Source organism: Acinetobacter sp. YH12205, from assembly GCF_013418125.1.
GTDB classification, from domain to species: Bacteria; Pseudomonadota; Gammaproteobacteria; order Pseudomonadales; family Moraxellaceae; genus Acinetobacter; species Acinetobacter towneri.
This window is the reverse complement of sequence record NZ_VPCQ01000004.1, coordinates 245,144-259,551: the sequence shown is the minus strand read 5'-3', so window position 1 is coordinate 259,551 and position 14,408 is coordinate 245,144. Positions and strand designations below refer to the sequence as shown.

The following is a 14,408-nucleotide window of genomic DNA, read 5'->3' as shown; positions in this document are numbered from 1 at the left end:
CGATTTTATAAACGAATCTAATTTCATAAGCGAACTAGGGCAATAATTTTTTCTGCCAGTTCTTCTGTAGCTGTCGCAGTCAACTCTGCATCTGCACCACTGTTTACATCACTAATGACCACAATGCCCGTTTCGCGGAGTAATGCAACCTGCGCAGCATCTAAACCTGCTTTGGCAATGGCAACAATACCCTGCTGAATCAGCAAGCTTTCAAGTGCTTGTGCCTGTTCAAGTGCTTGGCTTGGTACACATACCGCTGCAGGTTTTTGACCCAAACGTGCAGCACGGTCTTCGGCTGTTACAGGTGTACTGTGTGCAGTCCATTCTACGCAAGCTTCAACCATACCTGCGCCAATGGTCACGTTATTTAAACGATCAATGAAAATAAACGAACCCGTATAACGACTGTCTTGATAACGGTCAAATACCACAGGCGCATCAAATTCGATGGTGACATTGGCAATTGCATTCAGTTCAAGCTGTTCAACCTGCACCTGTTCCAAAGTATTCACATTGGTACGGTAATGAATGGCTGTGACTTTTGCAGGCACAGTTTGTGTACCCACTTTTAAGTTATACAGCTTGCCAATAGATAGTGGCTGATCAGCCATCCACACCACAGTGGCATTTACAGCACGTGAAATTTCAGGACGCACTTGATCTTCACGCACCAACACATTACCACGTGAAATATCAATTTCATCGTTCAGTGTTAGGGTAACTGCTTGACCTGCAATTGCATGTTCAAGATTGCCATCAAAAGTCACAATCTCTTTTACTGTCGAGCTTTTACCCGATGGCAATGCCACAATGCGGTCACCCACATGAATATCGCCCAAAGCAATCGTGCCGCAGAAACCACGGAAGTCAAGGTTTGGACGGTTGACATACTGCACAGGGAAACGGAAATCATTTTGAGCCGAGTTACGGTTAATTTCTACCGACTCCAATGTTCCCATTAAAGTATCGCCTGTGTACCAAGGGGTATGCTCAGACTTGTTCACCACGTTATCGCCATTTAAGGCAGAAATTGGCGTGAAAATAATATTCGATGGTTTACGATCACCCAGTTGATTCACAAAGTTCGCATATTCCGTCTGAATTTCGTTAAATCGTGCTTCTGAATAATCCACCAAATCCATTTTATTGATGGCAACCACAATATTGTTAATGCCCAATAAACTAGAAATAAAAGTATGACGACGGGTCTGAGTTTGTACGCCATAACGCGCATCAATCAAAATAATCGCCAAGTCACAAGTCGATGCACCTGTTGCCATGTTACGTGTATATTGCTCATGCCCAGGTGTATCGGCAATGATGAACTTACGCTTTTCAGTAGAAAAATAACGATAAGCCACATCAATGGTAATGCCCTGCTCACGCTCGGCTTGCAAACCATCGACCAATAAAGCTAAATCAGGTGCATCGCCCGTAGTGCCGACTTTTTTCGAGTCACGAGTCACGGCTTGTAATTGATCTTCATAAATCAATTTTGAGTCATACAACAAACGACCAATTAATGTCGATTTACCATCGTCTACGTTACCGCAAGTTAAAAAGCGCAGCAGATCTTTGTTTTCGTGCTGTTTTAAATACGCCAAAATATCTTGGCTAATTAAATTCGATTGATGAGACATTGCTCAAAGCTCCACATATTTTTTAGAAATCGGTTTTTTAATCTTTAATCCCTCTAAATCTCCCTTTTATAAAGGGAGGCTTTGCTCCGCTTTTTATAAGTCCCTCTTTTATAAAGAGGGGTTTGGGGAGATTTTTCAGGAGAGATTAGAAGTAACCTTCTTGCTTTTTCTTTTCCATCGAGCCAGCTTCATCGTGGTCAATCATACGACCCTGACGCTCTGAACTGGTTGCCAATAGCATTTCCTGAATAATTTCAGGCAAGGTATTCGCTTCTGATTCGACTGCACCCGTAAGTGGATAACAACCTAAAGTACGGAAGCGTACCGATTTCATTTGTGGAACTTCACCTTCTAGCAACGGCATGCGTTCGTCATCGACCATAATTAAAGTGCCGCTACGCTCAACGACAGGACGTTCTGCAGCCAAATACAACGGTACTAATGGAATACTTTCGAGGTAAATGTATTGCCAAATATCCAATTCAGTCCAGTTAGACAATGGGAACACACGAATACTTTCGCCTTTATTGACCTTGCCATTATACAAATTCCACAATTCAGGACGCTGATTTTTCGGGTCCCAACGATGTTTTGCATCACGGAAAGAATAAACACGTTCTTTGGCACGTGATTTTTCCTCATCACGACGCGCGCCACCAAATGCCGCATCAAAACCGTATTTATCTAAAGCTTGTTTTAAGCCTTGGGTTTTCATGATGTCGGTATATTTAGAACTGCCATGATCGAATGGGTTAATGTTGGCATCTACCCCTTCTTTATTTTGATGAACAATCAAGTCAAAACCGTGCTGTTTTGCCATGTTGTCACGGAAAGTGATCATGTCTTTGAATTTCCAGCCTGTATCCACATGTAACAGTGGAAATGGCAGTTTCGCTGGATAGAATGCTTTTAAAGCCAAATGCAACATTACCGCTGAATCTTTACCAATCGAATACAACATGACTGGATTTTCAAACTCGGCTGCAACTTCACGGATAATATGAATACTCTCAGCTTCAAGCTGTTTAAGATGAGTAAGTCTTTCCTGATTTATTGACATTGATCACACCAGATGTACTTAAACTTGTGTACGAATAACACAGATAGAATTTGATTTTCATTATAGTGACTTAGTTATGCAGACTATTGCTTGTTTTATTATATTTATATGCAAAAAGCTCATATAAAAGAAAACCAATAAGCAGTATAAGTTTTATTTAATCAATAGTTTATTCCATCATATATTGAAATTTAACGTCATTCTCGCTACGTTTGATACATACAAATCGCGCTTACAAGCTGCTCATTTTTGAATAACTTCATAGATTATTCATCTAATTCAGTGCTTCAAGCATGAACAAAAAATGCTTAAAGTAAAAACATATTTTTTTATTTTTAAGATGCTCCCATGCCACAGATTGAACAGATCAAATCCAAACTTGAACAGGCGCAGCTGGCTGGTTTTTTGTATCAGCACAGCCCTGAGCTACTCGTCCTACAAGAGCCTTTAAACGATGATGCTTCAATGCTGAATGTTTTTGTGCAACATGAACTCAGTGCAGATCAGATTGGGCTGCAATTTGGTTTGCGTTGCCGTGATCAACAACTCTCCTTTTTAATAGGCGTGACGCATAGCAATCAAGACCGCAGCTATGAAATTGGTGCGGGCAATTTAAAGGCCGAACAAAAAGCCTTTAACTTAATGTATGCATTTTATAATTATCCTAAAGGTTTTTATTTGGTAGATGTGCCTTTAAATGCAACCACGGCAGAACTGCATCAAGCGATTGAAACGCAATTATTTTCGCAAGAAAAACTGGATTTCTTAAACACTGCTATTAAAACCAACCCCATGGGTACACAAGTAACTTGGATGAAAGCGCATATTTTGCAGCAAGCTTTAGAGATGAAAGTACGGATTCAAACGGCGTTGTTATAAGCATCATCACTTTAAGTTTCTGCGGATTACGCAAGATGCACTTAAACCCCGCCAAAACTGGTTGATTGATTAAACTCGAAATTATCGTATACTGTACACATACACAATACACTTGGATACTAAGGCTTGATTAAGAGTTTTAAACATAAAGGTCTTCAGGCTTTTTTCCAAACTGGTTCAACAGCAGGTATTCAAGCAGCGCATTCTACAAAATTACGTTTAATACTTGCAGCACTACATGCTGCATCTACGGTGAATGATTTGCGAACTCCACCCAATTGGCGTTTACATAAATTGAGTGGAAATCTACAAGATCAATGGTCACTAACAGTAAATGGTAATTGGCGTGTAATTTTTAAATTTGAAGATGGTGATGTCTACATTGTAGATTATTTGGATTATCACATAGCTTCTAGCGCAGGAGTACAAAGATGAATATGATGTTTAATGCACCTCATCCGGGCGAAATGTTGCGCGAATATATTGGTGAAACTTCTGTGACTGAAGTGGCTCAAGCACTTGGAGTGACACGTGCAAACCTATCTCGCATTTTGAATGGTCATACTGGAATTTCTGCAGATATGGCGATTCGTTTGAGTGAAGCCTTAGAAACCTCACCAGAGTTTTGGTTGAATTTACAAATGCAGCATGATTTATGGCTTGCCAGTCAACGCCAGCGACCTATGATCAAAAAATTGGTGGCAAGTGTTTAACTTTAAGTTACAACAAAAAAACAACCTGCATTTCTGCAGGTTGTTTTTTATGTCGTCAACGATGCGCTAAAACTTAGTTTTTATGACGCATGTGTGGGAATAAAATCACATCACGGATACTCGCAGCGTTGGCAAACAACATTACCAAACGGTCAATCCCGATGCCCTCACCTGCAGTTGGTGGTAAGCCGTATTCCAAAGCTTCAACAAAGTCTGCATCGTAATGCATCGCTTCATCATCGCCTGCGTCTTTTTCTGCAACCTGTGCTTGGAAACGCTCAGCTTGGTCAATCGGGTCATTTAATTCTGAGAAACCATTCGCCAATTCACGACCACCAATAAAGAACTCAAAACGGTCAGTAATGTGTGGGTTATCGTCATTACGACGTGCCAAAGGCGACGTTTCTGCAGGATATTCTGTAATGAAAGTCGGCTGACGTAATTGAGTTTCTACGGTTTCTTCAAACACAATCGTTTGTAATTTGCCCAAACCAAAACCAGGCTTCACCTGTTCTTTCAATTCTTCCTGCACAAATTTAGCCAAGAAATCACGGTCATTAACATTTTCTGGCGTGAATTGTGGATTATGCTCAAGAATGGCATCAAACATAGAAATTTTCTTGAATGGGCCTTTGAAGCTATACACTTCATCGCCATACGGCACATCGGTAGTACCCAAAATATCCAAAGCCAGTTTTTCTAGCATTTGCTCAGTCAATGCCATCAAATCTTTATAGTCGGCATAAGCTTGGTAGAATTCGATCATGGTAAATTCAGGGTTATGACGTGTAGACACCCCTTCATTACGGAAGTTACGGTTAATTTCAAACACACGTTCAAAACCGCCAACCACTAAACGCTTTAAATATAATTCAGGCGCAATACGCAAGAATAACGGCATATCTAAAGCATTATGATGCGTTTCAAATGGACGTGCCGATGCACCGCCAGGAATCACATGCATCATTGGCGTTTCAACTTCCATAAAACGCTGTTCAGTTAAAAATGCACGAATACCCGAAACCACTTTGGCACGAATTTCAAAGGTTTTACGGGTGTCTTCATTTACGATTAAGTCTAAATAACGCTTACGATATTTCGCTTCGGTATCGCTTAAACCATGATATTTGTCTGGTAATGGACGTAAAGATTTGGTCAACAATTCAAAATGTTGAATATGAACATATAAATCGCCTTTGCCTGAACGACCAATATAGCCTTTCACTGCGATAATATCGCCCAAATCTAGGCTCTTGATCGTCTCTAATGTTTCAGCACTAAGTTCTTTACGCGCCACATACAACTGAATACGACCTGTCATGTCTTGAATTACGATGAATGAACCGCGGTTCAACATCACACGACCTGCTACAGACACATACACTTTTTCGCCTGCTTCAATTTCTTCTTTAGAAACTTCTGCGAATTGTGCCTGCAAATCTTCTGCGTAGTTTTCACGCTTAAACGTATTTGGCCAAGGGCTAGTTCCCTTCGCCTGCGCTTGTTCTTGAATTTGCTTTAACTTGGCATGACGCTGCGCAATTAAATCGTTTTCGGAAATAGTGGGTTCAGAAGTCGATTGAGCGTTATGTTGCGTCATCTCTGCCTCGAATAATTACTAAAAAAAGAAGTTCAATAGAATAGCAGATTTAGACACGATTTCGTATGCCTTCTCTGACTCGAGCAATTTATTTTTTAAATTGCCACTTGCTTTTGTGATTTTTTGTAGACTTAGACCAAAAGCTAACTTCTTTCTCAGGCTAAGCGCACTACAATATTGTTCAGAAAATAGATGAAAAAGACCGTATTTTGCTGTTTTTAAACCTGCTGATGTATCAGTCTAAATATTTTATTTTCTATCCACTTTATCTTTAGGCTCAGTTTGACTCAAGATGTTTAACTTTGTGAATCTGGCAATGAATACATGTGCTTTAAAAGTCTTGTTTTTACATGGATTAGATTCCTCGCGGGAGTCGACTAAATTCCATACCATAGATGCAAAACAAAAATTTTGTATCAATGTCGATTATCGCAACTTAAATTATCAAACTGTTGCCGATTTTTATCACAATATCATTCAAAAAATTAAGCCTGAAATTTTGGTGGGACATAGTCTAGGCGGCTATTGGGCACTCAAAATGTCTTTGTCGCACCATATTCCGTGTGTGGTGGCAAATCCAAGTTTAGCTCCCACGTTTCGCAATGACTATCCTGCAATTTCAGATGATGACTTGCAGCACGATATTCCACAATTGGCTTATTTAGAATTGGGCGATGAAATTTTGGATATGCATGCCGCGCAAGCATTTTTAGAAAACTATATGCAGACCTCTACTTTTGAGTCTGGGCATCATCGCTTATTGCATCCAGAAAATATTAATTCTTGTATTCAGCAAATCGAACAAGCTTATCTTGCCAAATAAAGTCAAAGCTATCCATTAAAAACAATCAATTAAACATCACCCATTAAAAAAGCCTGATCACAACTATGGAGATCAGGCTTTTTTACAGCAGTTACAATAACTTAAAAGGATTAAGCCACTGCTTGTTCTGGTTTAGATTTATTGTCCAATACGGACCAAATATCTAAACCTAAATTTTTGTGTAAATCTGGTAAGTCTAGGAAAATGCTTGCACCTAAAACTTGATGATTACATTTTTCAGCCAATTGTTTCACTGCTTTTAAAGTGCCACCTGTCGCCAATACATCATCTACAATAATGACTTTTTGCGCTTGCACATCGGCAGCCATTTCTAAACGGTCTAAACCGTATTCTAAGCTATAACCCACACCCACAACTGGTGGTGGCAATTTACCTGCTTTACGCACAAGTACCAAACCTTTGCCTGTACGCTGTGCCAAAAGGCTCGCCAATACAAAACCACGTGCTTCTACTGCAATAAAGCTTTCAACTTCAGCTAATTTTTCTGCAGGAATACTGGCAATTAAAGCATCTGTTAATGAATCCAAATTATTCATAAACAAAGGCGTTAAATCATAAAAATCTACGCCTGGTTTTGGAAAATGAGGAACTGTACGAATATGCGACCACAAAAAAGTAGACAAATTGCTCATGGAAGATCAGAAATGTGACTAAAGAATGGTTGAATTTTACCGTTTATTTTCACATAAGGCTAGTGATCGAATCGGCAAGACTGCCATCAATCACGCATTAAAACACTACAAGGTTTTGATTTTTATAAACTTTAATATACTTAAAAATATTAATATATATTTATTCCATAATAAAATAGCAAAAATATAAGACTTTTACTGTACGACCAAGGTCTTAAATGGCATTTAAACGCATAAAAACGTGATTTTTCCTGCAGCCATTCTCTCATTACAATGCCGTATCTATATCAAAAGAGGTCTTTTCTGCGCGGTTATGTCCCATGCAGCTATTCATTCTATAAAAGCACAGATTAAAATCGCTTATTTACTTTACTTTAGCCGTATAACTGCGTAAAAATTTAATCAAATAGATATATCATACAACTAGTCGTAGATAAGTTTTTTGCTGATCTGGAAATTTAAAGATCGGTTTATGGAGAATTGAATGAAAAAGTATCAATGCATCGTTTGTGGATGGATTTATGACGAAGCAGAAGGCTGGCCTCAAGATGGTATTGTGGCAGGTACATTATGGGAAGATATTCCTGATGACTGGACTTGCCCAGACTGCGGCGTTTCAAAAGCTGATTTTGAAATGATTGAAGTTTAAGACCACGAAAAGACCATGTCCGATGGTCTTTTTTTAACGCCAATTTCTATGCCCTCATTTGGAGTTCACCTTATGCATCCTATCGTTATTATTGGTTCAGGCATGGCAGGTTATACTGTTGCACGCGAGTTTCGTAAGCTAAATGCAGAACAAGAGTTAGTCATGATTTGTGCAGATGATGCTGCCAATTATGCCAAACCAACTTTATCTAACGCATTGGCGGGCAATAAAGCCCCTGCTCAAATTGCATTGGGCGATGCAGCTAAAATGGCAAGCCAACTCAATATGCGTATTGAAACCCACACTTGGGTTAAAGCAATTGATGCAGAAGCGCATGTACTTGAATTAGAAAAAGAGGGTGTAAGCAGCCAACAACCTTATTCTAAATTGGTTTTGGCAGTGGGTGCGAATCCTGTACGTTTAGCCATTGCGGGCGATGGCAGTGATGACATTCATGTGGTAAATAATTTAAGTGATTACACCGCATTTCGCCAACAGCTTGAACAACGTCAAGACAAACGTGTGGTGATTTTAGGTGCAGGTTTAATTGGTTGTGAATTTGCCAATGACTTGCAGCAAACAGGACACCAAGTCACGGTGATTGACCTTGCACCACAACCACTAGGTCGTTTATTGCCGGATTATGTAGCCAGTGCTTTTAAACAAAACCTAGAAGAAACGGGTATCCATTTTGTATTGGGTACAACCGTTGAAAAAGTTTCGAAAATTAAAAATGACGACTATTTAGTGACCATTACCAGTGGTCAGTCTTTAATTGCCGATGTGGTACTGTCTGCCATTGGTTTACAACCAAACATTGCTTTGGCTAAAACAGCAGGCATCGAAACCAGTCGTGGGGTCTTAACCAATGCGCAACTTGAAACCAGCCAAGCTGATATCTATGCAGTAGGTGACTGTGCGGAAGTGAATGGTATTTTATTGCCGTATGTGATGCCAATCATGCAGCAAGCACGTGCCTTAGCCAAAACCTTAAATGGTGAAACTACTCAGGTACACTACCCTGCCATGCCTGTTGCAGTGAAAACACCTGCTGCACCACTGACCGTTTTACCTGCGCCACTAGGGGTAGATGTCAACTGGCATACCGAAGAATTTGACGATGGCATGATTGCCAGAGCCTATGACCAAACCGATACCTTACGTGGCTTTGTCCTATTAGGCACAACAGCGGCCAAACAACGCTTGAGTTTGACCAAATTAGTGCCAGACTTATTGCCTGTATCGGAATAAAATAAAAACAATAAAGGGCGATTGATTTCGCCCTTGCCTGACATGAGGATCACAACATGAATAGTGCACTTCAGTTCACCACATCGCCCTATACGGCATTTATGCACGAAACCAAAGTCGATTTAGGCAACGGAATTCAGCTGCATGTCGAAGTGGGCGGCAAAACTGAAGATCCACCTATTTTGCTGATTATGGGTTTAGGCGCACAAATGTTGTACTGGCCCGATTTCTTTTGTAAATCACTGATTGATCAGGGCTATCGTGTCATTCGCTATGACAACCGCGATATTGGTTTGTCATCCAAAATTCGCCACAAAGGTCCACGTCTGAACACCTATAAAATGATGGGGCGTTTTAGCTTAGGTCTGCAAAACCACGGTGCGCCTTATAACTTATTTGATATGGCGGATGATGCTGCATTGCTATTAGAGCGCTTAGGCATTGAAAAGACCGAGGTGATTGGTGCTTCTATGGGCGGCATGATTGCACAAATTTTGGCAGCCAAATATGCAGATCGCGTGAATAATTTAGGCTTATTATTTACCAGTAATAACCAGCCTTTTTTACCACCACCATTTCCGAAACAACTGTTCAGCTTGCTAGAAAGACCAAAATCACAAGATGAAAATGGCATTGTTGATCATAGTTTAAAACTATTTAAGGTGATAGGCTCACCTGGCTATGTGAATCAACTCGAAACGATGCAAACTGCACGCAAATTATATCAGCGAAGTTATTACCCTGCGGGTGTACTTCAACAGTTTTTAGCAATATTATGTACAGGCTCGTTGCTACAACTGGACAAACAAATTCAGCAACCTACCCTTGTGGTACATGGTTCGCAAGATCGTTTGCTCCCACCAGGGCATGGTAAGGCTGTTGCGAAAGCGATTCCGGGCGCTAAGTTTGAATTAATCAAAGGAATGGGGCATGATATTCCTCCACACTTTATTCCTCATCTTAGCGAACTGTTTGCTCACCACTTTAAATCATAATCATTAGGACACTATGGCTGCATTACCATCTTTAAGACAGCTGTCATACCTCGTTACACTGTCTGAAACGTTACATTTTACAGAAGCGGCTCGCCGTTCTTTTGTAACTCAGTCGACTTTGTCTGGCGGGATCATGGAACTGGAGCGCCTGCTTGGCGGCGTACTGGTAGAACGTGATCGACAGAATGTACGTTTAACCCCATTGGGTGAACAAGTCGTAGCACGCGCCCGTGTTCTGTTAGCAGATGCACAGGACTTAATGCGTTTAAGCCGTGAAATGAGTGAGCCTCTCACAGGTGATTTACACTTAGGCGTGATTCCAACCATTGCCCCATTTATTTTGGCGCAACTGTTAGATGAAGTGCATAAGCAGCTACCTAAAATTCAATTGCATTTACACGAAGCGCAAAGTGAAAAAATTGTCGAAAAACTGGAACACGGCAATTTAGATATGGTGGTGTTAGCCCTGCCATTCGATACGCGTGGTTTGAAAGTGGCTGAAATTTCTAAAGAAGATTTGTTCTTGGTTTATCACAAGGGCGATCAAAAATCGGCGCAGGCCAATTCTTTAGATGATTTGGATTTATCGCGTTTAATGCTGCTTGAAGAAGGTCATTGCTTACGTGATCACACTTTAAGTGCTTGCCCGATTGGTGAACGCAAAAACGATCATCGTTTAAAAGCCAGCTCTTTGCCGACCTTGGTTGAAATGGTGTCTGCAAATTTAGGCTTTACCCTATTGCCTGAAATTGCAATTCATAATGCCATGATCAAATCGAATCCAGATTTACAGATCAAAAGTATTGAGGCTGCACCAAGCCGTACTTTGGCTTTAGTGACGCGTAAAAGCACGCCATTACAAAGTGAATTTGACGTTTTGCTGCAGATTTTACAGAAAATCACTCAAAACGCAGTCTAAATTTAGACACACGATCCAACATTTCATTAAGGAGCCAACATGGCTCCTTTTTTATTTTTCGTTCAAAAATGCGTATTGTTTTTGCAGTTCACTATGATTTAAGTGACTTATAAATATGAATAAGTTTTAAAATGTGAGATTCATCACAAATTCAACAATTCACTCTTACCACTGAACGAAAGAACGGTATCGAGTTACATTACTCACGTTTTCAACACATTTCAAAAAAAATATTCAGCAACAATTACTTATATTTACCATTTTTATATAAAAATCACTATATTTAAGGATATTCAGTTACAGCAATATCACGCACAATCTATTTATAAAAATTATTTATAGAACAGCACAGGAGTAATTGCCATGATTCACAGAGATCTCATTTTACCTGTACCTGTTCTGCTGATTGATGATCAGGTAGAAGCACTAAAAAATTTAAGCCACATTTTACAAAATTTTGGCTACCCTAAAGAGGTTTTGCTTTGTAGCTCATCGCTCGCAAATGCAGTGTTGATGGTGCAGCAACATTTACCTAATTTGGTATTTATCAATTTACAGTCTTGGTCAAAAGCTCAAATTGATTTTATTCAAAATCTCAAACATTTCCGTAAAGACACCTTAATTGTGGCAGTGCTGCCTTCCAGTATGCCCAAACAATTGCTACAAGCCATCCATTTAGGCATTTCAGCCTATGTCTTTAGCGACCAATCTGCTACAGGCATGCAAAACCAGATTCGCACTATTTTACGTGGTGGCTCACCGCTAGATGTCAACTTAGCCAATGAAATCTTAGCCTGCGAACAATCCATTGTCGCACATGGTCATTCTTTGGCACTCTCTAAAACTGAACATGAAATATTGGCGCTTTCAGGACAAGGTTTACCTTCACAACAAGTTGCTGCCAACCTGAATGCTTCAGAACAACTGGTGCATGGTTATGTGAAAAGTATTTATCGCAAAATTATGAATGCGGATGATGCGATGTGCTGTTTTTCTTAAATTATTGATCAATAAATATCAATCAAAAATATAAGTCTTAAATAAATATTAGAAACAAAAAAAGAGCGATGTCTGGCATCGCTCTTTTTACCTGTTATAAATGCTTTAAACTAAACAATACTATCGGTCAGTATACGCTGCGCATTGTGTGGCTCTTCACCCTCAGCTGCTTTTACACGCACCCAAGTTCCATCACCCTGCAACAACCACGCCTGTTGATTGTCTTGCATGTAGGTCAATAAACCTTGCTCATAAATACGCTTTTTCAAGGCAGGATCTTCAATTGGGAAACACGCTTCAACACGGTTAAATAAGTTACGATCCATCCAGTCAGCACTTGAACAATAAATACGTGGATTGCCATTATTAGAGAAATAATAGACACGGGTATGTTCAAGGAAACGTCCGACAATCGAACGCACACGGATATTTTCCGATAAGCCCGGCAAACCTGGGCGCAAGCAGCAAATTGAACGGATGATGAGATCAATTTGCACACCCGCCTGAGACGCCTCGTACAATTTATTGATCAATTGCATTTCAGTCAGTGCATTCACTTTCACAATAATTTGTGCGGGCTTACCTGCTTTAGCATTGGCAATTTCTTCATCAATATAATTCACCAACTGTGCGTGCAGGGTAAATGGTGCATGCAACAACTTTTTCAGTTTTGCCATTTTACCCATGCCTGTTAGCTCTTGGAAAATACGATGCACATCTTCACACAGCTCTTTGTCTGTGGTCAGTAAACCATAGTCGGTATAAATACGCGCATTGCCTGCGTGGTAGTTACCTGTGCCTAAATGTACATAACGCACCAATTTATTATTTTCACGGCGCACCACCAAAATCATTTTGGCGTGGGTTTTATACCCCACAATACCGTACACAACCACAGCGCCCGCTTCTTGCAACACGTTAGCCACAGCAATGTTAGATTCTTCATCAAAACGTGCACGCAGTTCAATCACCGCAGTCACTTCTTTACCGTTTCGTGCAGCCTCTGCAAGCACTTGTACAATTTCAGAATCTGCGCCACTACGATATAAAGTTTGTTTGATTGCCAAGACTTGTGGATCACGTGCAGCTTCACGCAGCAAGTTAATCACGGGTGCAAAAGATTCAAACGGATGGTGTAATAAAATGTCTTGCTTTTGCATCGCTGAAAAAATATTTTCAGACTTTTTTAACACCTTTGGAATGGCGGGTGTATGTGAATCATAACGTAAATGTGGACGTTTAAAATTAGACAATAAACGCGCCAAGTTCACTGGGCCATCTACTTTATAAAGTTGCTCTTCTTCAAGATCAAACTCATCTAACAAATAATCATAAATGGCTTTCGGGCAGTTTTGCGTTACTTCTAAACGTACCGCACGACCAAAACGGCGTGAGTTTAATTCGCCTTTTAGGGCTTTAGCCAAGTCTTCAACATCTTCATTTAAGGCCAAATCTGCATTACGGGTCACGCGGAATTGATAGCATCCTGTCGCAGTCATGCCTGGGAATAAGTCAGACACATGCTCATGAATAATTGCTGAAAGCATGACGTGGTGCTCTTTACCGCCTGTAAGTTCATCGGGTAAACGCACTACACGTGGTAATGAACGAGGAGCAGGAACAACCGCCAAATCAATTTGACGACCAAAAGCATCTTTCCCTTCCAAAGTCACAATAAAGTTCAGGCTTTTATTGACCAAACGTGGGAATGGATGTGCAGGGTCTAGGCTAATTGGGGTTAATACAGGGGCAACTTGCTCTTGGAAATATTTTTTCACCCATGCCGATTGTGCAGGGGTTAATTCACCACGACGTAAGAAACAAATGTCTTCTTCACGTAATTTTGGCAAAATTTCCTGATTTAAAATACGGTACTGGCGTTCAATAGCAGCATGTGCTGTTTTAGAAATTTGATCTAACACCTGCTTAGGGGTTAAACCATCTGGACTACGGCTTTCATTGCCCAAGTCCAATTGTTCCATCATGCCCGCAACACGAATTTCAAAAAACTCATCCAAGTTACGTGAAAAAATCAGCAGGAAGTTCATGCGTTCCAACAAAGGATGCAACGGATCGACAGCTTGCTCAAGCACGCGCAAATGGAAATCTAAAATAGACAGTTCGCGGTTAATGTAGCGATCATTATATGTATATTCTGTTTGCGCAGGAGTCGCGCCTGTTGCCGTATTCATACCCACCTATGCTTTTTTAAAATGTTTGGCACTGC

Annotated in this window: 14 protein-coding genes; 9 read left to right on the top strand and 5 right to left on the bottom strand. The window is 40.4% G+C overall.

The features are described 5' to 3' along the window. Positions 1-23: 23 nt before the first annotated feature. Positions 24-1,640, bottom strand: coding sequence for a sulfate adenylyltransferase subunit CysN (cysN, locus tag FTU92_RS07345; RefSeq protein ID WP_096900965.1), 1,617 nt, complete (start codon positions 1,638-1,640; stop codon positions 24-26). 145 nt (positions 1,641-1,785) lie between these two features. After that, a complete protein-coding gene (gene cysD / locus FTU92_RS07340) occupies positions 1,786-2,694 on the bottom strand; it encodes a sulfate adenylyltransferase subunit CysD (RefSeq protein WP_026438300.1) in 909 nt (302 codons plus the stop codon). Positions 2,695-3,048: 354 nt separating this feature from the next. Here cysD and FTU92_RS07335 point away from each other — a divergent pair, with 354 nt between their 5' ends. The 3 genes from FTU92_RS07335 to FTU92_RS07325 all read left to right on the top strand — a co-directional run bounded on the left by FTU92_RS07335 (position 3,049) and on the right by FTU92_RS07325 (position 4,292). Next, entirely contained in the window at positions 3,049-3,579 is a 531-nt protein-coding gene (locus FTU92_RS07335; RefSeq protein WP_096900966.1) for a hypothetical protein, read from the top strand. A 126-nt stretch (positions 3,580-3,705) separates the two neighbouring features. After that, positions 3,706-4,014, top strand: coding sequence for a type II toxin-antitoxin system RelE/ParE family toxin (locus FTU92_RS07330; RefSeq protein WP_096900967.1), 309 nt, complete (start codon positions 3,706-3,708; stop codon positions 4,012-4,014). Continuing rightward, positions 4,011-4,292 carry a HigA family addiction module antitoxin gene (locus FTU92_RS07325; protein WP_004971994.1) on the top strand — a complete coding sequence of 94 codons (282 nt, stop codon included), beginning with the start codon at positions 4,011-4,013 and terminating at the stop codon, positions 4,290-4,292. The genes FTU92_RS07330 and FTU92_RS07325 overlap by 4 nt, the downstream gene beginning before the upstream one ends. A 73-nt stretch (positions 4,293-4,365) precedes the next feature. Here FTU92_RS07325 and lysS read toward each other — a convergent pair whose 3' ends face one another. After that, positions 4,366-5,892, bottom strand: a complete 1,527-nt coding sequence (gene lysS / locus FTU92_RS07320) for a lysine--tRNA ligase (RefSeq protein ID WP_096900968.1) — start codon at positions 5,890-5,892, stop codon at positions 4,366-4,368. Positions 5,893-6,208: 316 nt separating this feature from the next. On the opposite strand from lysS, the gene FTU92_RS07315 reads away from it, so the two are divergent. Continuing rightward, a complete protein-coding gene (locus FTU92_RS07315; RefSeq protein WP_131261611.1) occupies positions 6,209-6,715 on the top strand; it encodes a YqiA/YcfP family alpha/beta fold hydrolase in 507 nt (168 codons plus the stop codon). A gap of 110 nt (positions 6,716-6,825) precedes the next feature. On the opposite strand, the gene FTU92_RS07310 is transcribed toward FTU92_RS07315, so the two are convergent. After that, entirely contained in the window at positions 6,826-7,368 is a 543-nt protein-coding gene (locus FTU92_RS07310; RefSeq protein ID WP_004972003.1) for an adenine phosphoribosyltransferase, read from the bottom strand. A gap of 484 nt (positions 7,369-7,852) precedes the next feature. Here FTU92_RS07310 and rubA point away from each other — a divergent pair, with 484 nt between their 5' ends. The 5 genes from rubA (at position 7,853) to FTU92_RS07285 (ending at position 12,181) form a co-directional block, all read left to right on the top strand. Next, positions 7,853-8,017 carry a rubredoxin RubA gene (rubA, locus tag FTU92_RS07305; protein WP_004972007.1) on the top strand — a complete coding sequence of 55 codons (165 nt, stop codon included), beginning with the start codon at positions 7,853-7,855 and terminating at the stop codon, positions 8,015-8,017. 72 nt (positions 8,018-8,089) lie between these two features. After that, positions 8,090-9,268, top strand: a complete 1,179-nt coding sequence (locus tag FTU92_RS07300) for an FAD-dependent oxidoreductase (RefSeq protein WP_154320941.1) — start codon at positions 8,090-8,092, stop codon at positions 9,266-9,268. A gap of 56 nt (positions 9,269-9,324) precedes the next feature. Beyond that, on the top strand, positions 9,325-10,263 hold the full coding sequence (locus FTU92_RS07295; protein WP_131261612.1) for an alpha/beta fold hydrolase: 939 nt from the start codon (positions 9,325-9,327) through the stop codon (positions 10,261-10,263). Between the two features lie 13 nt (positions 10,264-10,276). After that, positions 10,277-11,182: a LysR family transcriptional regulator OxyR gene (gene oxyR / locus FTU92_RS07290; RefSeq protein WP_096900971.1), complete on the top strand. Its 906-nt coding sequence runs from the start codon at positions 10,277-10,279 to the stop codon at positions 11,180-11,182. A 363-nt stretch (positions 11,183-11,545) separates the two neighbouring features. Beyond that, positions 11,546-12,181, top strand: a complete 636-nt coding sequence (locus FTU92_RS07285; protein ID WP_180095999.1) for a LuxR C-terminal-related transcriptional regulator — start codon at positions 11,546-11,548, stop codon at positions 12,179-12,181. A gap of 110 nt (positions 12,182-12,291) precedes the next feature. On the opposite strand, the gene ppk1 is transcribed toward FTU92_RS07285, so the two are convergent. Further along, positions 12,292-14,373 (bottom strand): polyphosphate kinase 1, encoded by a 2,082-nt coding sequence (gene ppk1 / locus FTU92_RS07280; RefSeq protein WP_180095997.1) that lies wholly within the window; start codon positions 14,371-14,373, stop codon positions 12,292-12,294. Positions 14,374-14,408 lie beyond the last annotated feature (35 nt).